The organism is Mycobacterium kyogaense (genome assembly GCF_036946525.1).
Lineage (GTDB): Bacteria > Actinomycetota > Actinomycetes > Mycobacteriales > Mycobacteriaceae > Mycobacterium > Mycobacterium kyogaense_A.
The window spans coordinates 69,863-93,335 of record NZ_JAQIIY010000010.1; the positions used below are offsets into that span (position 1 = coordinate 69,863).

A 23,473-nucleotide genomic window follows, 5' to 3' on the forward strand; every position below is an offset into this window, starting at 1 on the left:
CCTGGTCGGGCAGCATCATGATCGTCCTCTACGGCGCCAGCTTCTCCGGCGTCGCGCAACTCTTCCCACCGCTGTCGCCCGCTGCACCGGCCGACGAGATCGCCGCCTTCTTCGTCGACCACAAGCTCTGGATCCGCTTCGGCGTCTCCGGGGCTCTGCTCAGCGCCGCATTGGCGCTGCCGTTCCTCGCGACCATCGTGCTGCGCATCAAACGCGCCGAGGGCGGCTGGGGGATGCTCACGATGACCCAACTGATGGCCGCGACCGTGTTCGTGCCGGCGTTGATCTTCCCGCAGTTCTTCCTCGGCGTGGCAGCCTTCCGGCCCGAGGGCCGATCCGCCGAACTCACCCAGGCCCTCAACGACATCTTCTGGTTGTGGTTCATCGGCATCGTCGGCACCATCATCGTGCAGAACATCACGCTGGCCATCGCCGCGTTCACCGACCAGGCCGACACCCCGACCTTCCCGCGCTGGTACGGCTACCTCAACCTCTGGGTGGCCACGCTGTCGCTGCCCGGCTGCGTCGTCGTCGTGTTCAACGACGGTCCACTCGCGTGGAACGGCGTATTCGCGTTCTACATACCCGGGCTGGTGCTCGTCGTCTGGTTGTTCACCACGACAGCGGTGATGCTGAAGTCGATCACGGTTCAGCGGGCACTGTCGGGGTGACGACTACCGCGCGCCGGGTGCCGGCCGAAAGCGGCACCTGGGTCTTCCTGTTCGGCGACATGGTCGTGTTTGGTGCGTTCTTCGTCACCTTCCTCGTCGAACGTGCAACAGCACCAGAGCTTTTCGACCAGGCGCGCACCACCTTGCACATCGGGGTCGGGGTGGCCAACACACTGGTGCTGTTGACCAGCTCGCTGTGTGTCGTCCTCGCTCTCAACGCGATGCGCGCCGCCCAGCGGGCCATCGCCACCCGCGCGGCCGGTGCGGCGATCGCCTGCGGACTGATCTTCATCGGCCTCAAGGTGACCGAATACGTCGCGCTCGCCCACGCGGGACACGGCCCGGGCGCCAACCACTTCTACCTCTACTACGTCATCCTCACCGGCCTGCATCTGTTTCACGTGTGCCTCGGACTCGGTGCCCTGACGTTCCTGCTCACCCAAACCCGGCGGTCTGAACTCAGCGTCACACGCACGGCACTGGTGGAGGGCGCCGCATGCTTCTGGCATCTAGTGGACCTGCTGTGGATCTTCCTGTTCGCGCTGCTGTATCTGGTGAGTTGAGATGACGGTCCTCGAGTTGCTGAAGAACCGCGCCGGGTTCACCTGGCTGATCCTCGTCGCCGCCACGATCGTGTCCTGGGTGGTCGGCGCCGACCACGGCACCGGTTCGGCAGTCGGGGTGATCGTGCTGGGCATCGCCGCGATCAAGGTGCGTCTGGTCGGCCTCGACTTCATGGAGCTGCGGCACGCGCCGGTCCCGTTGCGTGCCACGTTCGAGGCCTACTGCGTGGGCATGTGGGTGCTGCTCTCGGCGCTCTATCTGTGGTTGTAGCGCAACCTATTTCAGCAGCGCGATGACTTCGCCGAAAGCTTCGGCGTGCCTGTCCTGCACCGTGATGTAGGTGATGCCGTACCGATCTCGGTAGCCGCGAATACGATCGGCCATCTCGGCGGCGGACCCCGACAGCACACCCGGATGGTGCAGCAGTTCGTCATCGGACAGACCGGGCAAGAAGTGTCGCGGAATGGTGAGGTCGGGCATGCCGGAACCGTCCAGCGGCATCGCGGTGATCGCGATGTTCAGTTCCAGCGAACCGAAGCGATCACCGGCGGCGTCCCGCACGAACGCGATCCGGTCTGCCAGCGGATCTTCGTCGGCTCCCGCCGCGCGATCGCCTCCGGTGAGCCCCACGATGTCGGCGACCCGAGCCGCGAGCCGCAAGACCCGATCGCCGTTGCCTGCGATCATGATCGGCACGTCGGGGAGGTGCTCACCCAGATACGCGCAGGTGTCGCGCAGGTGGTCGACCCGCGCTCCGGCGCTGGGGAACGGAATGCCTGCGGCCTCGAACTCCTCCTTGACGTATCCGGTGCCCAGCCCGAGATCGAGCCGGCCCTCGGAGACGTCGCGCAGTGCCGCCACATCACGCGCCAGGAGCGCCGGCCGATAGAACGCCGCGTTGAGGACGAACGTGCCGACCCGCAGAGTCGAGGTCGCCATCGCGATCGCCGTCATCACCGGAAACGGTGCCGGGCCACCGAGATGGTCCGGCACGTGCACGACGTCATAGCCCAGGTCCTCGGCCTGACGCGCGAAATCGTGCAGCTGACGGCGTGACGTGCCGCGCATGACGCCGATACCGAATCGAAACTCTTTGGCCACGATCCGATCGTAGGGACAGGTTTGAAGCGGATCCGGCAGGGGCACTAAGGCTGCAGTCTTTTCCCGCAGATCCGGCCCGTTGTGACTATCCGACGGGCCGGATCAAAATTTTCAGGGGCCGCATGGCCATGGCAGACATTCCCACGATCGGCGTCGAGGAGGAGTTCCTCCTCGTCGATCCGGCGTCCGGCGCACCGCTACCGCGGAACCGGGAGGTCGCCGAACACGCTGCCGAGCTGGGCGTCGACCTGCAACTCGAGCTCACCAGCTGTCAGATCGAGACGGCGACACACGTCGCACACACCGCCGACGACCTTCGCGGCGCGCTGGTGCGGCTACGCAGCACCGTCGCTGACGCCGCCGACCGGACCGGTGCACGGCTCCTCGCGGTGGGTCTGCCGCCGACCCTGCCGCACGACTTCCCGATCACCGACACGCCGCGCTACCGCGACATTGGCGACCGGTTCGGAATGATCGCCCACGAACAGGGCATCTGCGGATGCCACGTGCATGTCGCGGTCCCGAATCGGGACGCAGCGGTCGCGGTGTCGAATCGGTTGCGCCCTTGGCTGCCGCCGCTGCTCGCGCTGACCGCCAACTCGGCGATCTACCGCAACGCCGACACCGGCCACTCGAGCTGGCGCAGCGTGCTGTGGGCGCGCTGGCCGAGCGCTGGGCCGCCGCCGCGGTTCGATTCCGCCGCGGACTACGACGCTGCGGTGCGGATGCTCGTGGAGTCCGAGGTCATCCGCGACGACGGCATGGTCTATTGGGATGTGCGGCCGTCGGCGAACTTCCCGACCGTCGAGATCCGCGTGGCCGACGTGCCCGCGACGGTGGCGGAGACGGTCCTGTTCGCGGTGTTGGCCCGCGCCGCGGTGATGACCGCGCTCGCCGAGGAGGAACGCGGGGAGGTGCAGCCGACGCTGGATGCGTGGACGTTGAAGGCGGCGTACTGGAAGGCCGCGCGTGACGGCCTCGACGGGACCGGTGTCGACCTGCGCGACAACACCGCGGTCCCGATGACGACGCTGCTGCAGGCACTCATCGACTGGGTGGGTCCCGCGCTGCAAGTCGCCGGCGACGAGGATGTGGCACACCGTGAGTTGGCCGCCGTCATCGAACGGGGCAACGGGGCGATGCGGCAGCGACGGGCATGGCAGCGCCGACACGACATGCGTGAGGTGATCGCCGTCGCGGCCGACGCGACGCTGGAGTTCTAAGTCAACGGCAGTTCGGCGAAGGCGGGCGTGGTGGGTTCCTTCGATCCGCCAGGCGGTTCGATCGTGAACGCCAGTGACTTCGACGAGCCGAGATCGGGAAGCACCGCCGTGGTCGACGGCGTGACCGCGCCGGCGTCCATCGTGCCCGCGGAGTGCGGACCGTCGGCGGCGACCAACCACATCTGATAGACCGTCCCCGCCTTGGGCGGTGTCACGTTGTTCATCACGAGCACGCCGGAATCGCGCTCCCGGGAGAACACCAGCGTCGCGGTGCCGCCGCCCGGAATCTCGCCCGACACGGTCCGCACATCGGGTGCGGCGAAGATCTGGTCGGTCGTCGACTCCGAAGCAGTCGGGCGCATCGCGATCCCGACTCCCAGAGCGCCGAGGCCGACGGCCACGACAGCCGCCGCGGCGAGCATCACGGTGGCCCAGCGCCGTCGCTTCGGCGCGAGGGCGCGCACCCTGGCGTTGCCGCCGCCGCTGCGTGCGATCTGGCTCAGGACCTGCGCACGCAGTTCGGGCGGCGGTTCGACGGCGGTGGCTTCGGCGATCACCGCCATCGTCTCGCGCACGGCGCGGACTTCGGCGCGAAACGCCTCGGCCTCGCCGGGCGGGGCGTCGCTGAGCCGACGGTTGATGTCGTCGACCTCATGGTCGCTGAGCGCATGCAGCGCATAGGGCGTCGCAAGGGACAGCAGTTCTTCCGGGCTGGTCATGTCACCCCCAGGCATCGGCGGAGACCGCGGATGGCGTCACGCATCCGCGACTTGATGGTGGCAAGGTTCGTCGAAAGATGCTCGGAAACTTGCACATAGGTAAGACCGTCGTAATACGCCAACTGGATACATTCCCGCTGGGTGTCGGTGAGCGAGCCGAGGCACTCCGCGACCTGGCGCCGCTCCTCGTCGAGAATCACCTCGTCGGCGACGTGATCGGTGGGCGGCTCGACGTTGGCGGCGCCGTAGCGCGATTCCCGGGTGCTGGCGGCCTGCTCCGAGCGCACCCGGTCCACCGCACGCCGGTGCGCCAGGGTCATCAGCCACGCCAGAGGTGAGCCCGCCGACGAGTCGAAGGTGTGCGCGTTGCGCCATACCTGCAGATAGATGTCCTGCGTGGTTTCCTCGCTGTATCCCGGATCGCGCAGGACGCGCAGGACCAGACCGAAGACCCGCGAGCGAGTCTGATCGTAGAGAGCGGCGAAGGCATCCACGTCCTGGCGGGCCACCTGGCGCAGCAAAGCGTCGAGTTCCGCAGTCACGAGCGGTAGCCTAGCGGCTGCCACCGCGCGGACCGCGGACCTCACGGGCAAGGTGGCCGTCATCAGGTGACCCTGCCGATCACGAGTGATACACCTTCTCCCGCTCTTCGGAGGGGTGGGGAAGCACCGGGACGCGGCGCAGGCGCAGCAGCGCGCCCTGCATGCGCATGCTCACCGAGTTCATCTTCGGGGCCAGCGGTGACATGACCTGCAGCGCGAGTATCTGGGCGATCCCGGCGGGTCTGCGGTCTCCCCGCATCGTCGCGACGAACGCCGGATGGTTCTCGCGATGCAGCGAGATACGCAGGTCGAGACGCTCGTCGGGGTGCGGCGCATTGATCAGGTAGTGGCCGTCGACATCGTTGAACGGCGAGACGTAGAGCTTCTTGGTGACCATCACGGGCCAGTCGCCCGACGGCGGCAGCAGGTAGGCGTGCCGTTCACCGCAGCTGTTCTGCACCTCGACGATGACGTGCCGAAGTGCGCCGTCCCGGTTGTGGCACCAGTAGAACGTGAACGGGTTGAACACCGAGCCGAGAACGCGGGGCTGCAGCAACGCGGTGATCCGACCGCCGGCCAGGTCGATGCCCTTGCCGGCGAGGAACGCATCGACGCGGCCGCGCAGCGTGTCGACGGGCGCGGGCCAGAGATGATCGGCGGGGTCGAAGGTCGCGAACGCACGAAGCCATCCCGGCACCTTCGGCATGTGATCGAGGTCGATCAGCCAGCTGTAGCTGCGGTGCTCGAAATAGTGATGCACCGGGGCACGCCGCAGGTGCGTGATGCGGGTGCGGTAGATCGCGGCGGTCATGTCCGCAGCGCCGCCCTGTTGTTCCACACCCGTTATTCGGAGCGGTCCGGGTTGCGGATTGCGCCCGGATGGTGTCTCTCTGTCAGATGTGGCGCCAGGACCGTGCGGCGTGCACCAATCCCTGCACCAGAGCCGACGTGGCGGGAGCCAGTCCGTCGTCACCGGGCAGCCCGCTGCGCGGGCTGATGCCGCGCACTCGGGAGGAGAGCTCCAGCTGGGCGCCGCCGCTGCGGGGCCGGTTGACCGGGTTGTCCGGATGCAGGCCGCGCAGCTCGCGCGGGATCGCATCGAGGTCGGTGATCACCCGGTAGCCGGGAATGGCGATGTGGTCGGCGAGGTGATGCGCGAGCTCGCGGTGCCGGCCGCCGGCCAGGAGTTCGGTGCTGCGACCCGTCCGGCCGTACCCGTGCAGGGATACGGCGACGTCGATGTGGCCGAGGAACTCCGCCAGGCGGGGTGACTGCGCGGGATCGTAGAGCGCCGACGCGAGGTGGTGGGGGTAGCGATCGGGGTGATGGACGACGTAAAGGGATGCGCCAGCCGCATCCGCGGCACGGCGTGCGATCACGTCGGTCATCTGCTCGAGACCACCGCCGTGGATGGCCAGAAACCCGAACTGTGAGCGCAGCACGCTCTCCTCGGTGATCCCAGGCGCGGCCAAGAGTTCCGAAAGGGATTGTGGGGGAGTGGAATCCGGGTCCGCGTCACGTCGGGGCCAGCGCGTCGGGTCCCACCGTTGAAGGAAGTCGATCCAGCGATGGGGAAGACCGTGGTGCTGGGCGCCCTCGAGGATCCGTTCCAGGTAGCCCGGGCGCGGCGGCCCCGGCTCCACGCGGTGGTCGATGTAGACCCAGGCGGTGCGCTGGCCATGGGCAGTGTGCACGATGAGTGCGTCGCGCCGGTATCGCACCGGCACACCTTCGGCGCTGTCCAACGTCGCCAGGTCGTGGTCGGAGACGCGCCACACAACGCCGTGCACCACCCCACCCGGTTGCGGCTCGACGGTGGCGACTCCGCGTTCGTTGATCAGCCAGTCGTGGTCGGCGAGGGTGGCGGGCTGCGGATCGGTGGCGTCGGGGCAGCGCTGCGCCATCTGGCGGACCGACAGATTCGAGCCGTACGCGAAGTAATGGTGACGAGCCGACATTCAGCCCGTCAGCGTCAGATAGATGAGCGCCACGTTGAGCACACTAATCAGGCCGGCGACGAGCCAGCCCAGGGTCGTGGTCACCCGCCGGTTGACGTCGGCGCCCATCAGGGATCGGTCACTGGTCAGCCGGATCAGCGGGATGAGCGCGAACGGGATGCCGAAGGACAGCACCACCTGGGACAACACCAGCGCGCGGCTCGGGTCGACGCCCGCCGCGAGCACGGCCAGCGCGGGCAGCAGCGTGATCAGCCGCCGCGTCAGCAGGGGCACCGATCGGCGCAGAAGGCCCTGCATGATCATCGCGCCGGCATAGGCGCCGACTGACGATGACGCGAGCCCGGACGCCAGCAACCCGATCGCGAACAGCAGCGCCACGGTGTGGCCGAGCGTGCTCTGCACGGCGGCGAACGCCCCTTCGATCGAGTCGGTGTCCGGCATCCCTTGCAGCGTGGTCGCCGCGACGAGCAGCATCGACAGGTTCACTGCGCCGGCGACCAGCATCGCGGCACCGACGTCCCACCGGGTGGCGCGCAGGAGTGCCTTGCGTCGCGGCCCGGGCGCGTGATGGCCGTGCCGATCGCGCGCGAGCCCGGAGTGCAGGTACACCGCGTGGGGCATGACCGTCGCGCCGAGCATCGCGGCTGCCAGCAGGATGCTCTCCGGCCCCTCGAAGCGCGGCACCAGGCCTGCGAGGGCCTCGCCGCCGGGAGGCGGTGCGGCGAACAGGCTGGTGAAGAAGCCGATGGCGATGATCGCCAGCAGGCCGGTGATGACGCGCTCGAACACATTCTGGCCGCCGCGATCTTTGATCATGAGCAGGACCAGCGAGACCGCGCCGGTGATCACCCCGCCGATCAGGAGAGGCAGATCGAACAACAGGTAGAGCGCGATGGCTCCGCCGACGATCTCGGCGAGATCGGTCGCCATCGCCACCAGCTCTGCCTGGACCCAGTACGCCAGCCGCGTCGGGGTGCCCATCCGTTCGGCGACGGCTTCGGGAAGCGATCGGCCGGTCACCAGACCGAGCTTGGCGGACAGGTATTGGACCAGACACGCCATCGCGTTGGCGACGACGATGACCCAGACGAGGAGGAACCCGAATTGGGCGCCCGCACTGACGTTCGCTGCGACGTTGCCGGGGTCGACGTAGGCGATGGCGGCGACGAAAGCGGGGCCGAGCAGCAGCCACAGCGGACGGATCGGTGCTGCGACGTCGGGCTTCACCCGCGGTCCTTTTCTATTCGTGAGAGCGAAGAGAAAAGTTAGGTTAGCCGAAAATCTCGCAGCGTGGCAACGAGCCGGTCGGCTGGGCCTACGTCAGGGCAGGTAACCGAAGGCGCCGAAGGGGTAGTAGCCGCCGCCCTGCCAGCCGCCCCAGTTCCACGGGGGAGGTGTCGCGGTGATCTGCGTGCTGCCGTTCGTCTCGCAGTAGGTGATCGTCTTGCCGACGTCACTGCATTTCGGCGTCGCCGTCGCGACGCCCATTCCGCCCCAGGCGATTGCGGCACCCGCACCCACGACCGCCGCGAAGCCGAGTGCCCGACGCGTCATCGTCGGCTCACATCACATAGGGGCCGTAGCCCCAGCCGAAACCGCCCTCCCACGGCTCGGCGTAGACGCTCGGCCGGGAGTCGATCTGCGCATTGCCCGGGGACTGGCAATCCGTGTTCGCGCCGCCCTGGAAGCCGCCGCCCTCACCGGTCTGGACGCAGGTGGGCTGGGCCACGGCAGCAGGTGCGGCGGCGATGGCGACGGACGCGCCGCCGGCAACGAGAAGAGCGGCAACGGTACTCAGGCGAACCTTCATGCGGGGTCCTTTCAGCGGGTTCACCGGTTAGCGTACAGACCTTTGCCAGTCACGGGAGGTAACTCGATCGCTGTCACGATCCCGGGTGCGGCGTCGATCACCGCGGGGATCGCGTTGACCACGCGGGCGGCCGTGGCGACCAGGCCGGCGTGGTTGTGGTCGCCGTGAAGACTGCTCAGGCACAGATCTACCGTGTAGGACGGTTCGCCGGTGATCTCGATGCGGTAGGAACCGCCGGGTTGCGCAGGCTGCGGCCAGTCCGGACACAGATTGTCACGCAGCCGGGTGACGTGTTCGAGAACGACCGCGACCTCCCCGTCCTTCATTCCGCGGACCTCGAAACGCATTGCCGCAGTTGTTCCTTCGGCGATGTGGCCGGAGGCGATGTCGAAGTCCTCGGGTGCTGGCACCCGCGTGTGCGTCTCGGTCACCTCGTCGAGTTCCAGGCCGAGGCCCGCGGCGAGCTGGCGCACCACCGACCCCCACGCCAGGCTCAGCACGCCGGGCATCAGCAGCATCGGCGTCTCGTCGAGGCTGCCGCCGAAACCCATGACGTCGAACATCACCGTCGCACTGTCGTAGGTGTCGTAGTTGATGATCTCCATGCAGCGGATCTGCTGGATGCTCTGACAGGTACCTGCCAGAGCCATCGGCAGCAGATCGTTTGCGAAGCCGGGATCGATGCCGTTGACGAAGACGCTGGCATTGCCCGCCTTGGCGGCGTCCTCGAGCGGGGTCACCATCTCGTCGGGCAACACTCCCCACGGGTACTGCAGGAACACCGCGGCGCTTCCCACGACGTTGATACCGGCGGCCAGGATGCGGCGGTAGTCCTCGAGCGCCTCGGGCAACCGGTTGTCGGCCATCGCGGTGTAGACCGCGCAGTCGGGTGCGGTGGCGATGACGGCGTCGAGATCGGTGGTGGCCAGCACGCCGGTCGAGACCCCGAGCCCCGCGAGCTCGCCCGCGTCGGTGCCGGCCTTGGCGTCGGAGGACACCCACACCGCGGTGAGTTCGTACGCAGGGTCCGAGATGAGTTGTGCCAGTGCGTGTCTGCCGACGTTTCCGGTTCCGATGGCGGCTACGCGAATCGTCATGGTGTCCTCTACAGGTCGGGGATGGGCAGTTCGAGGTTCGGGTAGGTGATGCCGCCGTCGACCTCGAGCGTCTTGCCGGTGAGGTAAGCGCCGGCCGGGGAGGCGAGATAGACCGCGGCGGCCGCGATGTCGAGCGGGTCGCCGAGGCGTCGCATCGGCGTGGCCTGTTCCATCGGTGTTCGCAGGTCGTCGTTGCTCGCCACGATGTCGAGCGCCGAGGTGAGGATCGAGCCCGGGGCGATCGCGTTGACGCGGATGCGCGGTGCCAGATCCAGCGCCGAGAGGCGCGTGTAATGCGCAAGCGCGGCCTTCGCGGTGCCGTAGGCCGCAAATCCGCGGCCCGACACCCGAGCCATTGTCGAGGTGATGTTGATGATGCTGCCGCCACCGGAGTGCTCGATCATCAGCGGTGCCGCGGCGAGCGTCAGCGCGTGGGCGGTGGCGACGTTGAACGCGAATGCGTCGCGCAAATCCTTCGTGGACGTGTTCAGCAGCGCATTCGGCATGGTCCCGCCGACGTTGTTGACGACGATGTCTAGTCTGCCGAACGCCTCGACGGCCTGGGCCGCGAGGGCGGCGGTGTCGTCGGCGTGGGCGAGGTCGGCGACCACGATGTGCGCCCGCCGGCCGGTGCCGGCGACCTGCTCGGCCACCTCCTCCAACTGGGCCTGCGTGCGGGCAGAGATCAGCACGTCAGCGCCTGCTTCTGCAAAGGCGACTGCCATCGCCGCACCGAGGCCGCGGCCCGCGCCCGTCACCACGGCCACCTGATCGTCGAGCCGGAATCTGTCCAGGATCACGGGCGTCACGCTAGCAAGCGAACCGCCGCCCCGGAAGGTGTTTCTGGAACACGTTCTACTTCTTGGCTGCGGCTTTCTTCGCAGCCTTCTTGGCGGGGGCCTTCTTCGCCGCCTGTTTCGCCGCCTGTTTCGTCGGAGCCTTCTTGGCGGCCTTCTTCGCGGGCGCCTTCTTGGCGGGCTGGTCGTCTTTCTCGGTGTCGTCTTTCTCGGCGGCGCCGCTCTGCTCCTTGCGGGCTTTGACGCTCGCCTCGAGCTTGGCCAGCAGGTCCGAGACGTCCTCGGAGGCGTCGAGCTCCGTGGGCTGCTCCTCGGTGGTGAACGCCTCGCCGCCCTCGAGCTTGGCCTGGATCAGCTCCTGCAGGTGCTCCTGGTAGTCGTCGTGATACCGATCGGGATTGAAGTCGTCGGTCATCGAATCGACGACCTGGCTGGCCATCTTGAGCTCCGCGGGTTTGATCTCGACATCCTTGTCCAGCACCGGGAAGTCGGGGTCGCGGATCTCGTCGGGCCACAGCAGCGTGTGGATCATCATCACGTCGCGCTTGCTGAAGTCCTTGACCCGCAGCGCGGCCAGCCGTGTCTTGTTGCGCAGCGCGAAGTTCACGATCGCGACCCGGTCGGTCTCCATCAGAGTCTTGGCAAGCAGCACATACGATTTCGATGACTTGCCATCGGGCTCGAGAAAGTAGCTCCGGTCGTACATCAGAGGGTCGAGATCACTGGCGGGCACGAACTCCAACACCTCGATCTCGCGGCTGCGCTCCTCGGGCAGGCTGGCGATGTCCTCGTCGGTGATGATCACCGTCTGCCCGTCGTCGGACTCGTAGGCCTTGGCGATGTCGCGGTACTCGACGACCTCCCCGTCGACCTCGCACACGCGCTTGTAGCGGATACGACCGTTGTCCTTGGCATGCACCTGATGGAACTTGATGTCGTGGTCCTCGGTGGCGCTGTAGACCTTGACGGGGACGTTGACCAGCCCGAAGGCGATCGAACCCTTCCAGATGGACCGCATCACCCCAGGCTAGCCGGGTCGACCCGCCTGCGGGCCGGACCTCGCCGCGGCCGCGTCGCGGGTCGCCCGATCGGGCAGGTCGGCGCCCGGACGTGCGACGGTCAGCGCCGACGACAGCGCGGCGCTTTCCAAGGCGTGGGTGAGCGCGGCTTCGGAGATGCCGCGCAGGTCGTGTCGCCGCTCGGCCCCCAGCAGATCGATCTCCCACAACGCATCGATGAGTCCGGCCATGAAGGAGTCTCCGGCGCCGACGGTGTCCACCACGTCGACCGGCGGTGCCGCGATGCGGACGCTGCCGCCTGCGGCGAGCCCGAACGAGCCACGCTCGCCGAACGTCACGACGACGGCGGCCGGCCCGAGGCCGAGCCACGTGTGCGCGATCTCCTCAGGGGAACGGTCCGGGTCGTACCAGGCCAGGTCCTCGTCGCTGACTTTGACGATGTCGCTGCGCTCGATCAGACGGTCGATGCGATTGCGGGCCGCATCATCGTCGTCGATGAGTGACGGCCGGACATTGGGGTCGAAGGTCACGGTGGCCGACGGGTGGTAGGTGTCGAGCAGCGCAGCCACCGCCCGGCATCCCGGTTCGAGCACCGCGGCGATCGAACCGGTGTGGGCCACCACGGGCGGAGCAACTTCGGGGGTGCCGCTCAGCTGCCATTCGATGTCGAATTCGTAGGTGGCGCCGCCGTGTTCGTCGAGCATCGCGCGTGCGGTCGGTGTGCGTTCGGCTGTGCTGCTGCCGGTGACCAGTTCGACGCCGGAGGCGCTCAGGTGCTCGGTGATGCGACGGCCGTGCTCGTCGCGGCCGATGTGGGTGAGGAAGTCGACGCTGCGGCCGAGCCGGCCCAGCCCGACGGCGACGTTGAGTGGGCTTCCGCCGACGTGTTCGCCGGTCACCTCCGCGCCGCGAATGACGATGTCGATCAGCGCTTCACCGATCACGAGCGCCCGCCGGTCGCTCATCGCGCGTCACCGGAGATCAGTGCCTCCAGCGTCGCGCGTGCGCCGTGCTCGTGCAGTGAGGCGAGCGACTCGCGGTAGGCCTCGACGAAGCGGGGCTGTTGCGCGAGGTCGCCGAACAGTGCCGTGTTCTCGACGAACGAGGTGGGGTTGTCGCGTTGGGCTTTCGCAAGCGGTGCGAGCGTCTGGACGCGGTTGTCCTCGACGTCGATCGGTTCACCCTGTTCGTCGACGCCCTCGGCGTAGCGCGCCCAGCTGGCGACGACAGCCGCCGAAATCTGGACGCTACGACCGGCTTTCAGATTCGCCTGTATCACCGGCACGAGCCACTGCGGGATCCGGTCCGAGGAGTACGCGCAGAGCCGGGCGATGGTGTCGCGCACGCCGGGATTGGCGAAACGCTCGATCAGGGTGCGCTGATAGTCCTCGAGGTCGATGCCGGGAACCGGAGCCAGTGTCGGTGTGGCTTCGGCGAAGTACCGCCGCAGCAGCTCGGCGAACAGGGGATCTCCGGCGGCGTCGTGGACCAGCCGGTAACCGGCCAGGTAGGCGAAATAGCACAGGGTCTGATGGCCGGCGTTGAGTAGGCGCAGCTTCATCAACTCGTAGGGCGTCACATCGTCGACCAGCAGGACGTCGGCATCCTCCCATGGGGGCCGGCCGTCGGAGAAGGAATCCTCGAGCACCCACGCCGTGAACGGCTCGGCGATCACCGGCCACTGGTCGTCGATGCCGAATCCGCTTGACACCGTGTCGATCACCTCAGGCGTGGTGACCGGCGTGATGCGGTCGACCATCGAATTGGGGAAACGGGTGTGCTCGGCCATCCAGCCCGAGAGCCCGGGGTGAGCGGAGTCGGCGTATCTGGTGAAGGCATCCCGGGCGACATCGCCGTTGCCTTCGATGTTGTCGCACGACACGATCGTCGGCGACGGAACTCCCCGGTCGCGCCGACGCGCGAGGGCATCGGTCACGAGGCCGAACACGTTGATCTCGGGCAGATCGTCGAGCTGGTAACCGCCTTCGGTGATCGTCAGAGAGATGATGCGGGTGCTCGGCGCCGCCAGCAGCTCGATCACGCTGTCCGGGTCATCGGGTGCATAGCGGTACTCGACGATCGAGCCGATGACCCGGGCCTCGCGGGTGCCGTCGGGATGTACCAGCAGCAAGGTGTACAGTCCGTCCTGCGCGGCCATCACATCGGCCATCTTCCGGTCGGCGGGCAGCACGCCGACACCGCAAATACCCCACCCGCCGTCCAGCCCCTCGTTGAGGAGTCGGTCCAGGTAGGCGGCCTGATGCGCGCGATGGAATCCGCCGACCCCGAAATGCACGATGCCGACGCCGGTGTGGGCCCGGTCGTAGCTCGGACCCGGAATCGTGAGCTGCGGGAGGGTTTCGTCGTCGAGTTTCATGCCGGCATCGCCACGGTCTCGACGCTACCCGGCTCCTCGCGCGCAGGCAGGCAGTGCCGCAAAGCGGGTATACGTTTTGACCGTGGACGGCTACCAGAGGGTGCGGCTGAGCAACCCCGACAAGGTGCTGTATCCGGCCACGGGCACCACGAAGGCCGAGGTCTTCGAGTATTACGTCTCGATCGCCGCGGCGATGCTGCCGCACATCGCGGGTCGTGCGGTCACCCGCAAGCGGTGGCCCAACGGCGTGGACGAGCCGGCGTTCTTCGAAAAGCAGCTGGCGTCCTCAGCGCCGGACTGGCTGGACCGCGGGACCATCGTGCACAAGTCGGGGACCACGACCTACCCGATCATCGACACCACGGAGGGTCTGGCGTGGATCGCGCAACAGGCGGCGCTGGAAGTCCATGTGCCGCAATGGCGCTTCGAACCGGGGGACCGCACCGGCTCATCGGATGCGGGGCAGGCGACCCGGATCGTGTTCGATCTCGATCCCGGTGACGGAGTGAGCATGGTTCAGCTGTGCGAGGTCGCACACGAGGTGAAGGACCTGATCTCCGACATCGGTCTGCGGACGTTCCCCTTGACCAGCGGCAGCAAAGGTCTGCACCTCTACGTCCCGCTGGACCATCCGATCAGTTCACGCGGCGCGTCGGTGCTGGCCAAGAGGGTCGCAGTGCAGCTCGAACAGGTGATGCCGAAGAAGGTCACCGCGACGATGACCAAGAGCGTGCGTGACGGCAAGGTCTTCCTGGACTGGAGTCAGAACAACGGGAACAAGACCACGATCGCGCCGTATTCGCTTCGCGGACGCGAACATCCGACGGTGGCCGCACCGCGCACCTGGGAGGAGATCGACGATCCCGATCTGCGACATCTGACGTTCGCCGAGGTCCTGGAGCGCTGGGAGCGGGACGGGGATCTGCTCAGCGATCTCGACGAGCCGCTGCCGGTGCCCGATCGGCTGACCACCTACCGCGGTATGCGTGACAGCGCCAAGACACCCGAACCGGTACCGGCGCAGGCGCCGCAGGTCGGCAACAACGACAAGTTCGTCATCCAGGAGCATCACGCGCGGCGGCTGCACTACGACTTCCGGCTCGAGCGCGACGGTGTCCTGGTCAGCTGGGCGGTGCCCAAGAACCTGCCGGACACTCCGTCGGTCAATCACCTCGCGGTCCACACCGAGGACCATCCGATGGAGTACCTGACGTTCGCAGGACAGATCCCGAAAGGTGAGTACGGGGGCGGACAGGTTTTCGTGTGGGACACCGGCACCTACGACACCGAGAAATTCACCGACCACTCGCCGGACGGGCCTGCCAAAGGCGGTGAGGTGATCGTGACGCTGCACGGCGACAAGATCCGCGGCCGCTACGCGTTGATCCAGACGGACGGCAAGAACTGGCTCGCCCATCGTATGAAGGAACAGCAGGAGCCGACGTTCGCGGATCTGGCGCCGATGCTGGCCACCGAGGGTTCCATCGAGCGATACACGAAGGCGCAGTGGGCTTTCGAGGGAAAATGGGACGGGTACCGGGTGCTGGTCGACGCTGACCACGGTGCGCTGAGCGTCCGGTCGCGTTCCGGTCGGGACGTCTCCGCCGAGTATCCGCAGTTTCGCGCGCTGGCAGCCGATCTCGCCGAACATCATGCGATCCTCGACGGGGAGGCGGTCGCGCTCGACGAGTCCGGTGCGCCCAGCTTCCGCGAGATGCAGAACCGGAAGCGGTCGACGCGGGTCGAATTCTGGGCGTTCGACATTCTCTTCTTGGACGGTCGATCTCTGTTGCGGGCCAAGTATTCCGACCGTCGTCGCATCCTCGACGCGCTGGCCGAGCAGGGCGGTTTGATCGTTCCGGCGCAATTCGATGGGGACGGTCGCGATGCGCTGGCGCTCGCGCGGGAGAAGAACTGGGAAGGCGTGGTGGCCAAGAAGCGCGACGCCACCTACCAGCCGGGCCGGCGGTCATCGGCGTGGATCAAGCACAAACTCTGGCGAACGCAGGAGGTCGTGATCGGCGGGTGGCGCGCCGGAGCGGGCGGGCGCACCAGCGGTCTCGGCGCGTTGATGCTCGGCATCCCCGACGAGAGCGGTCTGCAGTTCGCGGGCCGGGTCGGCACCGGATTCACCGAGAAGGAACTGGCGATGCTACGGAAGACGCTCGAGCCACTACACACCTCGGAATCACCCTTCGCGACAAAGCTTCCCGCTCAGGACGCCAAAGGCGTGACGTTTGTGCGGCCGGAGCTGGTGGGCGAGGTTCGGTACAGCGAACGCACCGGAGACAACCGGCTGCGCCAGCCGAGCTGGCGCGGGCTTCGCCCCGATAAGGCGCCAGACGACGTGCGCTGGGAGTAGCGCGAATCAGTTGCGGCCGAAGGCGTCACGAAGGAACGGCGTGGAATCGGCCATCGACGCGAGGACCGTTCCGCTGTGGTCGTCCTCGGGGTAGACGCGCAAAGTGACGTCCTCATTGTTGGCCACCAGTTGGTCGTAGAACGACAACGTCGACGACGGCGGAACGTCGCGATCCAGCAGCCCGACGCCGAGGAAGAGGGGGCGGTCGAACCCGGTGGACGGCGTCCCCATGAAGTCGTTCAGCGCCTCAGCCATGCCGGGGATCGAGTTCAGCGGCGCGGAGAAGAACGAGGCCGGTGTCAGATGCGCCAGCTGGTCGGACAGCTCTGCGGTACAGAGGGTTTCGGCGCGGGAGGCGGCGTCGATCCCGGCGGGGCTGAGCACGCCGTCGATGTCCAGATCGGGTCGCGCCTCGCGCAGGGACGCCAGAATGTATGCGGTGTAGGCGTTGGCGATAGGCCCTAATTCGGGCAGCTCGAGGTTCGGCCCGGCTTGGGCCACGAGCTTGTCGATGTTGGCGGGTGCGCCGGTGGCGACGGCGCCGCGGTAGTCCAGGCCGGTGCCGCGGCTGAACTCGGTGGCCCAGCGTGCGCTGCTGATCGCGGCGCCGCCGCCCTGCGACTGGCCGACGATGGCCCACTCCGGCGAGAGGGGCAGGCCCATGCCGTGGGCGGCGATCACCGAGTCCACGACTGCGTGGGCGGTGGTGATGCTGTTGAGGTAGCTCATCAACCCCGGCGTGCCCAGGCCGGCGTAATCGCTGGCGACAACTGCGTATCCCTGGCCGAGCCAGTGCGACAGGTATTCGTCGTCGCGTGGTGTCCGCGGGTGGGCAGAGGGCGTGCAGTCATCGCCGAGGCCGACGGTGCCGTGGGCCCAGGCGATGACGGGAAATCCGCCTTCCGGTGCGGGGCCGGGAGGGACGAACACCGCTCCCGTGCTGACGGCGGGGCGATCGTGCTGATCGGTGGTGGAGTAGAGCACGCGGTACGCGGGCCCGGCGCCGGTCAGCGACAGCGCGGGGTCCAGAGGAACAGAGGCGATGGTCGTCCCGGCCGGAGGTACGGGGCCGGCGAAGGACCGCGCGTCGAGGCCGGACCACGCCGGCGCCTCGGCGTTCGCCGGTGACGCTGGGGCGGCCACCAGGGCTGTAATGAGGAGTAGGGCCACCAGGATTCGCGTCGTCGGGCGCATACAGGCAGCCAATCACATTCGGTCAGCAGGATGTGTTGCCGGCGCATGCGGGCAGCCCGGATCTGTCGGTGGTCGAATGTATGTTCGAATCATGTCGGAGGTGCGGGAGGCGGTGGCGGTCCTACGGGCCGCGGTCGATGGTGTGCTCGCTGCCGATCTGGACCTCGCGACCGCCGGCGAGCTCAAGGAGCTGCTCGACGAGATCGAATCGGCGGGGTGCCGGTTGCCGGCGGCCCGCAATCGTGGGTTGGCGCGGCTGCAGGTCGAGACCACTCCGCAGAAGATGGGCGCCAAGAACTGGAAAGACGTCCTCGCCATCCGCTATCGCATCAGTGGCCCGGAGGCGAATCGTCGGTTGACCGAGGCCGCCTTGCTCGCACCGCGGTCGTCGCTGACCGGGGAACCGTTGCCGCCGGTGTTGGAGGCGACGGCGGCGGCCCAAGCCTTGGGTCGGATCACGCCGGAGCATGTGGAGATCATCCGTAAAGCCGTCGACAAGTTGCCCGGCTTCGTGGATGCGACCACGCGTGAGCAGTTCGAGGCCGAGGTGGTGCGCATCGCTGCCGGTGCCGGTCCGAAAGCCACCCAGGATGCTGCGGATCTGGAGTTATTTCTGCTCGATCAGGACGGCCCCGAACCCGACGACACCGAACGCACCCGCAAACGGAGTCTCAAGAAATCTCGGCAGGGTCGCGACGGGATGACGGCGTGGCAGGGAGATCTGACCCCGGAAGCCGCCGCGGTGTGGGAGGCGATCTTCGCCAAGTACGCCGCGCCGGGCATGTGCAACCCTGACGACGAGGAGCCGTGTATCTCGGGGACGCCGACCCAAGCCCAGATCGACAACGATCACCGCAGCCTGGCCCAACGCCACCATGATGCCTTGCTCGCCGTCGGACGCATCGCGCTGATGAGCGGGGAACTCGGGCAGCTCAACGGGTTACCGGTCACGGTGATCGTGCGCACCACCCTCCAGGACCTCGAATCCCGCGCCGGAATCGGCACCACCGGTGGCGGCACCCGCCTCCCGATCAAGGACGTGATCCGGATGGGCGCCCACGCGTCCCACTATTTGGCGGTCTTCGACCGGGCCACCGGCTCCGCGCTGGACCTGTTCCGGGCGCGGCGCACCGCCTCGGTGGCGCAAAGAATCATGTTGATCGCCCGCGAGGGGGGCTGCACCAAACCCGGCTGCCCCGTCGGGGCGTACGGCTGCCAGGTCCACCACGTCACCGCCGATTGGGCCGACGGCGGGCTCACCAATATCGACGACCTCGGCCTGGCCTGCCCACCCGATAACCGCGCCGTCGCACCCGGCGGCTGGACCACATCGATGAACGCCCGCCACGACGTCGAATGGACCCCACCGCCGAACCTGGACACCGGACAAACCCGCATCAACACCCACCACACCCCCGAACGCCTCCTCCGCCCACCCGAGGAGGAGGGGAACGACGCTGTCGCGCAGGCCGATCCGGTTCGCGGCGCCGACACGTGCCCGCCGCCGTCGACCGGCGACCCGTCAGAACCCGGCGGACCCGCACCACCCGACAACCAAGTGGCCTGAGGGCCTTTTGCTAGATCGCGATCCCTGCGGCAATGGCCTCGGTCATGCCGCGGGTGGCGAGGACATCGGCCAGCTCATTGTCGTCGACGCCGGAGTGGCCCTTCACCCAGAACCACTCCACTTCGTGCCGCGCACAAGCCTTTTGGAGTCGTTGCCATAGGTCGACGTTCTTCACCGGTTGCTTGGCGGCGGTCAGCCAGCCGTTGCGCTCCCAGCCGAGCACCCACTTGGTGATCCCATTACGCACGTACGTGCTGTCGGTGTAGAGGTGCACCGACACCGGCCGCGTCAAAGCCTCGAGAGCCATGATCGGTGCCGTCAGTTCCATCCGATTGTTACTCGTCACGCCGGACTCGCCGCCGCACATCTCACGGACATGCTGGCGCTGCCGCAGCACCGCTCCCCAGCCACCGGGTCCAGGGTTGGGCCGGCAGCCGCCGTCGGTGTGGATCACCACGACATCGTCTCGGGTGGCGTCAGGCATGCGCCGAGGATAGGCAATCGCGTGACCGGCGGGCAGGGTGACTCGCCGCGTCACCGCCGAGTCGCCGCTCCCGCGCGGGACTGGATCGCAGGCGCGATCCAGTCGGCCAGGTAGTCGCGCAGGCCGGCGCCCTGGCGCTCCGGTCCGCCGGGGTCGACGATGAACGACTGCAGCATCCGCAGCATGAACTCCACCAGGCCGTCGAGCTTTTCGTCAGCGAAACCGGCTGCAGCCCAGTCGACGTCGAAGCGCTCGAGGATCGACCGGCCGAAGCTGATCGCCAGGTCGGACGTCACGCCCGCGGTGAATGCCGACGCCTTTCCCGGTTCGACGACCAGGCGCAGATACCGGTCCTGCGAGAGTTGTTCGAGCGTGTAGGCGATGCTCTCGACAACGGCTCGCGTCGGTTCGACGATGGTGCCCAGTTGGTCGGCGAGCCGATCGAGGAAGCCGTCGATCGACGACAGTGCCGTGGCGGCGAGCAGGGCTTCCTGAGTGGGGAAGTAGCGGTAGACCGTCTGCCGCGTCACGCCCAGCTCCTGCGCGATCGTCGACACTGTCGCGGGCTGCCCGCCGTCGATGGCCCGTCGGGCGGCCGCCAGGATGCGCCCGGCGGCCTCGTCGTCGTCGCGAGGGATGTCGCCCGCCCACCCGTGCCTGCGCATGCCGCGATCGTCGCACGAAACGTCGCCGAACCTTGACAATACAGTTGTAAGCGAATGTATGGTCAGAACATGGTGCTGGCCCACGACATCCCTGCCCCCTGCGACGACGAGGTGTTGACCGAGCGGGCTCTCGCCCATGCGCTCGCCGGCACCACCGATATGGCCGACCGCGAGCTGCGGGTGCCGCTGCACTACTACCGCGATCCGAAGACCACTGAGGTCGAGGAGTCGCAGATCTTGCGCCGCGTCCCGCTCGCGATCGTCCCGTCGGCGCAGCTGCCGAACGCCAACGACTACGTCGTGCGATCGGTGCTCGGCGATTCGCTCCTGGTCACCCGCGATCGCACGGGTGCCAGCCGCGTCCTGCTCAACTACTGCCGGCACCGGGGCGCGATGCCGGCGTGCGGTTCTGGCAACGCCTCGCGGTTCGTCTGCCCCTATCACGCATGGACCTACAAGAACACCGGTGAACTGTTCATGGTCCCCGGGCGCGCAGGCTTCGATTCGATGAACCTGAAGGACTACGGTCTCGTCGAATTGCCGTCCGAAGAGCGGTACGGCTTCATCTGGGCGGTCCTGACGGCCGACGCGACGATCGACCTCGACGCCCACCTCGGGCCCGTCGCATCTGAGCTCGAGCGGTGGAACTACGCGTCATACGGCTACCACGCCGAACGCGAGTTCACCTCCGACGTCTCGTGGAAGGGAGCCTTGGAGGCCTTCGCCGAGGGCTATCACTTTCCGTTCGTACACGGGGAGAGCCTGATCGGGCAGAACACGTTGGCCAACACCGCGATCTACGACGAGTACGGCAGACACCACCGCATCGGATTCCCGTTCACCTGGATCACGAACCTCGACGCCGACCCCGCGGCCCCGCGCGAGGTGTTGACCAACATGGGCGTCATCTACTGGATCTACCCGAACCTCATCCTCGCCAACAGCCCCGTCGGAGTGGAGATCATCGACATGCTGCCCGCGGGCGAGCCGACCCGCTGCACCGTCCGGCACAGCTGGATGGCGCGTGTTCCCGCGCAGAACGACGACATGCGCGCCACCTACGAGACCATCTTCGACAGCGTCCACGCCGCGGTACGCGACGAGGATTTCGCGATGCTGCCGCAGTGCGGTCAGGGTGTGCGCCACGGTCAGCACGACCATATGATCATCGGCCGCAACGAAATTGCGGTTCAACACATGATCAAGGTCTTCGCCGACGAGCTCGGTATAGCGCTGTCCTGATCACTGTCGGGCGGGCCGCGCCGAGATCAGCGCGGTACGCACCGACATGCCCAGGTCGCGATGGCGCAGCGTGGTGATCCGCCGACCGAGCTGTACAGCTGCCTTGATCGGGGAGGTTCGATCACCGAAGAAGCGGGCCGACTCGTCGATGTCGACGACCACGTAGGTGATGCCCCACAGCGTCGACGGCCCTGGGTCCGACGCCCCGGGCGAGCCGACTACTTCGACGATCGTCTCGCCGAACCGATAGAAGATCTGCCGGATTGGCCGCTCGCCGACATGAGCGTCGCGTTCGCGACGCGGCTGCTCGCCGAGGCGGCCGAGCGTCTCGACAGTCCGGTCGAGATCCGGCGACATCAACACCACATGGTCGATCGCGGTGACGCCGTTGCGATGAACCCCCGGCACCGGCGCACTGGCGCCAGATCTCGTCGTAGCGATCCCGTCCACGTCCTCACCCAGGTCGGCAGGAAGTCCGCCGAGCGACCACCCGACGATGCCGGAACCTCTGGCACGCCCGACCAATTCGACGCCGACATCACCGATCCGGCATACGTCGCCAGCATCCACCGTGAAACCCGCTTCCACCCAGGCAGACCGGGGATCGGCCACCTCGAGCGTGGCGATGCGCAACGTCATGACCGCCGAGTGTGTCAGATCAGCGCGCGAAGTCGGCGGGACGGAACTTGCCGTCGCTCAACTTGCTCTCGATCTCCTCGAGGCTGCGGCCGGTCAGATCGGGCATGCGGAAGTACACGAACAGCCATGCCGCCACGTTGAACAGTCCGTAGAGCCACATCGCCGGACCCACACCGATGCCACTGATCAGCGTGAGCAAGGTCAGCGTGATGAGCAGATTCGTCCCCCACAACGCCGCGGACTGCACCGCCGTGCCCGCCGGACGCACCGCCAGCGGATACGTTTCGGAGCCCGTCAACCAGCCCATCAGCTGGAGGCCGCCGGCATTGAACAGCATGAACACCACCAGGCACGCGATGATGAACGGGACTGAATCCCGGCCGCTGTTTCCCGTCACGAACAGCGTGCCGAGCACGAACAGGCTCACCGCGGCGCCGGGGATCATGATCAGTGTGAGCCTGCGCCGGCCCACCTTGTCGATGATCGACAGGCCCACCAACTGCGCCACCAGATAGCTGACGCCGAGCGCGACCGACACCTCGAGTGCCACCGATTCCGAGAAGCCGTTGTCGGTCAGGATGGTCGGCGAGTAGTAGATGATCATCTCGATACCGCTGAGCTGCGTGAAAATCGCGATGCCGCAACCGAGGACGAGGGCCGGACGCACCCATGCCTCGCGCAACCCCGGCCAACCCCGGGTTTTCGCGGTCTGCTCTTTGCGCGTCAGTTCTTCCATCTCCTCGAGCTCACCGTCGACGTCGTATCCCGACGGGCGAACCCGTTCGAGGACCTCGCGGGCATCCTCGCCGCGATCGTTCTTCACGAGCCAGCGCGGACTCTCGGGCAGGCGGAGCAACAGCAGGAGCATTATCGCGGCCGGGACGGCGGCCGCGCCGATCGACCACCGCCACGGAATGTGTTCGGTGGCACCGACGATCGTCGCGATCACGATGCCGACGCCGATGGCGATCTGGAAGCAGAGCACCAGCCGGCCGCGGTACTTCGGGGGCGCCAGCTCGGCGACGTACATCGGTGCGGTCTGCGTCGCGCCACCGACGGCGAACCCGAGGACGAGGCGGCCGAGCGAGAGCACGAACGGATTCGGGGCGACGGCGCACCAGAGAGCGCCGACCACGAACACCACCGCGAGCATGAGCAGTGTCCCCTTGCGGCCCCGCCTCTCCGACAGATAACTACAGGTCAGAGCACCGATCACAGCGCCCAGGAGGATGCTCGCCGCGATCACCTGTTTCCACGACTCCTCGATACCGAAGTCCTTGGTGATCTGGAGCAGCGCACCGGAGATGATTCCGGTGTCGTAGCCGTAGAGCATGCCCGACACCGCCGACACGAGTGCGACGATGATCGCGGCACCGGTCAGCTGCCCCGGGGCGGTGGTCCTGTCTTGATCGGACGCGGCGGTGTCGTGGGACTTCATCCGG

At 67.4% G+C, this 23,473-nt stretch carries 25 protein-coding genes; 7 read left to right on the forward strand and 18 right to left on the reverse strand.

Annotated features, from left to right (window positions below):
• Positions 1-17 precede the first annotated feature (17 nt).
• Genes PGN37_RS08765 through PGN37_RS08775 form a run of 3 tightly spaced genes read left to right on the forward strand, consistent with a single transcriptional unit; the run spans position 18 to position 1,505 of the window.
• Complete coding sequence (locus PGN37_RS08765; protein ID WP_442932891.1) at positions 18-671, forward strand: hypothetical protein; 654 nt, start codon at positions 18-20, stop codon at positions 669-671.
• The gene (locus tag PGN37_RS08770) at positions 668-1,234 is read left to right on the forward strand and encodes a cytochrome c oxidase subunit 3 (protein WP_335330642.1); all 567 of its coding nucleotides are present in this window, start codon (positions 668-670) and stop codon (positions 1,232-1,234) included. Before PGN37_RS08765 ends, PGN37_RS08770 begins: the two co-directional genes overlap by 4 nt.
• A 1-nt stretch (position 1,235) precedes the next feature.
• A complete protein-coding gene (locus PGN37_RS08775) occupies positions 1,236-1,505 on the forward strand; it encodes a cytochrome C oxidase subunit IV family protein (protein WP_335330643.1) in 270 nt (89 codons plus the stop codon).
• Positions 1,506-1,511: 6 nt separating this feature from the next.
• Here PGN37_RS08775 and PGN37_RS08780 read toward each other — a convergent pair whose 3' ends face one another.
• Positions 1,512-2,336 (reverse strand): LLM class F420-dependent oxidoreductase, encoded by an 825-nt coding sequence (locus tag PGN37_RS08780; protein WP_335330644.1) that lies wholly within the window; start codon positions 2,334-2,336, stop codon positions 1,512-1,514.
• 128 nt (positions 2,337-2,464) lie between these two features.
• Here PGN37_RS08780 and PGN37_RS08785 point away from each other — a divergent pair, with 128 nt between their 5' ends.
• The gene (locus PGN37_RS08785; RefSeq protein ID WP_335330645.1) at positions 2,465-3,559 is read left to right on the forward strand and encodes a glutamate--cysteine ligase 2; all 1,095 of its coding nucleotides are present in this window, start codon (positions 2,465-2,467) and stop codon (positions 3,557-3,559) included.
• On the opposite strand, the gene PGN37_RS08790 is transcribed toward PGN37_RS08785, so the two are convergent.
• The 12 genes from PGN37_RS08790 to PGN37_RS08845 form a co-directional block, all read right to left on the reverse strand.
• Positions 3,556-4,278 carry an anti-sigma factor gene (locus PGN37_RS08790; protein WP_335330646.1) on the reverse strand — a complete coding sequence of 241 codons (723 nt, stop codon included), beginning with the start codon at positions 4,276-4,278 and terminating at the stop codon, positions 3,556-3,558. The genes PGN37_RS08785 and PGN37_RS08790 overlap by 4 nt on opposite strands.
• On the reverse strand, positions 4,275-4,883 hold the full coding sequence (locus PGN37_RS08795; protein ID WP_335330647.1) for a sigma-70 family RNA polymerase sigma factor: 609 nt from the start codon (positions 4,881-4,883) through the stop codon (positions 4,275-4,277). The genes PGN37_RS08790 and PGN37_RS08795 overlap by 4 nt, the downstream gene beginning before the upstream one ends.
• Positions 4,884-4,899: 16 nt before the next feature.
• Positions 4,900-5,631, reverse strand: coding sequence for a DUF1365 domain-containing protein (locus tag PGN37_RS08800; RefSeq protein ID WP_335330648.1), 732 nt, complete (start codon positions 5,629-5,631; stop codon positions 4,900-4,902).
• 82 nt (positions 5,632-5,713) lie between these two features.
• Complete coding sequence (locus PGN37_RS08805; protein WP_335330649.1) at positions 5,714-6,778, reverse strand: poly-gamma-glutamate hydrolase family protein; 1,065 nt, start codon at positions 6,776-6,778, stop codon at positions 5,714-5,716.
• Positions 6,779-8,005, reverse strand: a complete 1,227-nt coding sequence (locus tag PGN37_RS08810; protein WP_335330650.1) for an Nramp family divalent metal transporter — start codon at positions 8,003-8,005, stop codon at positions 6,779-6,781. It lies immediately after the preceding gene.
• A gap of 93 nt (positions 8,006-8,098) precedes the next feature.
• Positions 8,099-8,332 carry a hypothetical protein gene (locus PGN37_RS08815; RefSeq protein WP_335330651.1) on the reverse strand — a complete coding sequence of 78 codons (234 nt, stop codon included), beginning with the start codon at positions 8,330-8,332 and terminating at the stop codon, positions 8,099-8,101.
• A gap of 7 nt (positions 8,333-8,339) precedes the next feature.
• Positions 8,340-8,588: a hypothetical protein gene (locus tag PGN37_RS08820; protein ID WP_335330652.1), complete on the reverse strand. Its 249-nt coding sequence runs from the start codon at positions 8,586-8,588 to the stop codon at positions 8,340-8,342.
• A 20-nt stretch (positions 8,589-8,608) separates the two neighbouring features.
• Positions 8,609-9,685, reverse strand: coding sequence for an NAD(P)H-dependent amine dehydrogenase family protein (locus PGN37_RS08825; protein WP_335330653.1), 1,077 nt, complete (start codon positions 9,683-9,685; stop codon positions 8,609-8,611).
• Positions 9,686-9,693: 8 nt separating this feature from the next.
• On the reverse strand, positions 9,694-10,485 hold the full coding sequence (locus PGN37_RS08830; RefSeq protein WP_335330654.1) for an SDR family oxidoreductase: 792 nt from the start codon (positions 10,483-10,485) through the stop codon (positions 9,694-9,696).
• Positions 10,486-10,540: 55 nt separating this feature from the next.
• Positions 10,541-11,500 carry a non-homologous end joining protein Ku gene (ku, locus tag PGN37_RS08835; RefSeq protein WP_335330655.1) on the reverse strand — a complete coding sequence of 320 codons (960 nt, stop codon included), beginning with the start codon at positions 11,498-11,500 and terminating at the stop codon, positions 10,541-10,543.
• 9 nt (positions 11,501-11,509) lie between these two features.
• Positions 11,510-12,466: a carbohydrate kinase family protein gene (locus PGN37_RS08840; RefSeq protein WP_335330656.1), complete on the reverse strand. Its 957-nt coding sequence runs from the start codon at positions 12,464-12,466 to the stop codon at positions 11,510-11,512.
• Positions 12,463-13,878 (reverse strand): mannitol dehydrogenase family protein, encoded by a 1,416-nt coding sequence (locus PGN37_RS08845; protein ID WP_335330657.1) that lies wholly within the window; start codon positions 13,876-13,878, stop codon positions 12,463-12,465. The genes PGN37_RS08840 and PGN37_RS08845 overlap by 4 nt, the downstream gene beginning before the upstream one ends.
• Positions 13,879-13,960: 82 nt before the next feature.
• Here PGN37_RS08845 and PGN37_RS08850 point away from each other — a divergent pair, with 82 nt between their 5' ends.
• Entirely contained in the window at positions 13,961-16,240 is a 2,280-nt protein-coding gene (locus tag PGN37_RS08850) for an ATP-dependent DNA ligase (protein ID WP_335330658.1), read from the forward strand.
• Positions 16,241-16,246: 6 nt separating this feature from the next.
• Here the strand turns inward: PGN37_RS08850 and PGN37_RS08855 are convergent, their stop codons facing one another.
• The gene (locus PGN37_RS08855; RefSeq protein ID WP_335330659.1) at positions 16,247-17,434 is read right to left on the reverse strand and encodes an alpha/beta hydrolase family protein; all 1,188 of its coding nucleotides are present in this window, start codon (positions 17,432-17,434) and stop codon (positions 16,247-16,249) included.
• A gap of 76 nt (positions 17,435-17,510) precedes the next feature.
• Between PGN37_RS08855 and PGN37_RS08860 the strand changes: the two genes are divergently transcribed.
• Positions 17,511-19,001 (forward strand): HNH endonuclease signature motif containing protein, encoded by a 1,491-nt coding sequence (locus PGN37_RS08860; protein ID WP_335330660.1) that lies wholly within the window; start codon positions 17,511-17,513, stop codon positions 18,999-19,001.
• Positions 19,002-19,011: 10 nt separating this feature from the next.
• On the opposite strand, the gene rnhA is transcribed toward PGN37_RS08860, so the two are convergent.
• Both rnhA and PGN37_RS08870 read right to left on the reverse strand, forming a co-directional pair.
• On the reverse strand, positions 19,012-19,485 hold the full coding sequence (rnhA, locus tag PGN37_RS08865) for a ribonuclease HI (protein WP_335330661.1): 474 nt from the start codon (positions 19,483-19,485) through the stop codon (positions 19,012-19,014).
• 50 nt (positions 19,486-19,535) lie between these two features.
• Positions 19,536-20,150: a TetR/AcrR family transcriptional regulator gene (locus tag PGN37_RS08870; protein ID WP_335330662.1), complete on the reverse strand. Its 615-nt coding sequence runs from the start codon at positions 20,148-20,150 to the stop codon at positions 19,536-19,538.
• 69 nt (positions 20,151-20,219) lie between these two features.
• Here PGN37_RS08870 and PGN37_RS08875 point away from each other — a divergent pair, with 69 nt between their 5' ends.
• Entirely contained in the window at positions 20,220-21,392 is a 1,173-nt protein-coding gene (locus PGN37_RS08875; protein ID WP_335330663.1) for an aromatic ring-hydroxylating oxygenase subunit alpha, read from the forward strand.
• Here the strand turns inward: PGN37_RS08875 and PGN37_RS08880 are convergent, their stop codons facing one another.
• Positions 21,393-22,031, reverse strand: coding sequence for a glyoxalase (locus tag PGN37_RS08880; protein WP_335330664.1), 639 nt, complete (start codon positions 22,029-22,031; stop codon positions 21,393-21,395).
• Positions 22,032-22,050: 19 nt separating this feature from the next.
• The gene (locus PGN37_RS08885; protein WP_335330665.1) at positions 22,051-23,469 is read right to left on the reverse strand and encodes a sugar porter family MFS transporter; all 1,419 of its coding nucleotides are present in this window, start codon (positions 23,467-23,469) and stop codon (positions 22,051-22,053) included.
• Between the last annotated feature and the right edge of the window lie 4 nt (positions 23,470-23,473).

Bases quoted from the DNA above. Each gene is read 5' to 3' on its own strand.
- PGN37_RS08845 (WP_335330657.1), bottom strand. From the start codon at position 13,878: ATGAAACTCGACGACGAAACCCTCCCGCAGCTCACGATTCCGGGTCCG.
- ku (WP_335330655.1), bottom strand. From the start codon at position 11,500: ATGCGGTCCATCTGGAAGGGTTCGATCGCCTTCGGGCTGGTCAACGTC.
- PGN37_RS08765 (WP_442932891.1), top strand. From the start codon at position 18: ATGATCGTCCTCTACGGCGCCAGCTTCTCCGGCGTCGCGCAACTCTTC.
- PGN37_RS08860 (WP_335330660.1), top strand. From the start codon at position 17,511: ATGTATGTTCGAATCATGTCGGAGGTGCGGGAGGCGGTGGCGGTCCTA.
- PGN37_RS08885 (WP_335330665.1), bottom strand. From the start codon at position 23,469: ATGAAGTCCCACGACACCGCCGCGTCCGATCAAGACAGGACCACCGCC.
- PGN37_RS08875 (WP_335330663.1), top strand. From the start codon at position 20,220: ATGGTGCTGGCCCACGACATCCCTGCCCCCTGCGACGACGAGGTGTTG.
- PGN37_RS08795 (WP_335330647.1), bottom strand. From the start codon at position 4,883: ATGACGGCCACCTTGCCCGTGAGGTCCGCGGTCCGCGCGGTGGCAGCC.
- PGN37_RS08825 (WP_335330653.1), bottom strand. From the start codon at position 9,685: ATGACGATTCGCGTAGCCGCCATCGGAACCGGAAACGTCGGCAGACAC.
- PGN37_RS08855 (WP_335330659.1), bottom strand. From the start codon at position 17,434: ATGCGCCCGACGACGCGAATCCTGGTGGCCCTACTCCTCATTACAGCC.
- PGN37_RS08815 (WP_335330651.1), bottom strand. From the start codon at position 8,332: ATGACGCGTCGGGCACTCGGCTTCGCGGCGGTCGTGGGTGCGGGTGCC.
- PGN37_RS08880 (WP_335330664.1), bottom strand. From the start codon at position 22,031: ATGACGTTGCGCATCGCCACGCTCGAGGTGGCCGATCCCCGGTCTGCC.
- rnhA (WP_335330661.1), bottom strand. From the start codon at position 19,485: ATGCCTGACGCCACCCGAGACGATGTCGTGGTGATCCACACCGACGGC.
- PGN37_RS08800 (WP_335330648.1), bottom strand. From the start codon at position 5,631: ATGACCGCCGCGATCTACCGCACCCGCATCACGCACCTGCGGCGTGCC.
- PGN37_RS08805 (WP_335330649.1), bottom strand. From the start codon at position 6,778: ATGTCGGCTCGTCACCATTACTTCGCGTACGGCTCGAATCTGTCGGTC.
- PGN37_RS08790 (WP_335330646.1), bottom strand. From the start codon at position 4,278: ATGACCAGCCCGGAAGAACTGCTGTCCCTTGCGACGCCCTATGCGCTG.
- PGN37_RS08785 (WP_335330645.1), top strand. From the start codon at position 2,465: ATGGCAGACATTCCCACGATCGGCGTCGAGGAGGAGTTCCTCCTCGTC.
- PGN37_RS08775 (WP_335330643.1), top strand. From the start codon at position 1,236: ATGACGGTCCTCGAGTTGCTGAAGAACCGCGCCGGGTTCACCTGGCTG.
- PGN37_RS08840 (WP_335330656.1), bottom strand. From the start codon at position 12,466: ATGAGCGACCGGCGGGCGCTCGTGATCGGTGAAGCGCTGATCGACATC.
- PGN37_RS08870 (WP_335330662.1), bottom strand. From the start codon at position 20,150: ATGCGCAGGCACGGGTGGGCGGGCGACATCCCTCGCGACGACGACGAG.
- PGN37_RS08820 (WP_335330652.1), bottom strand. From the start codon at position 8,588: ATGAAGGTTCGCCTGAGTACCGTTGCCGCTCTTCTCGTTGCCGGCGGC.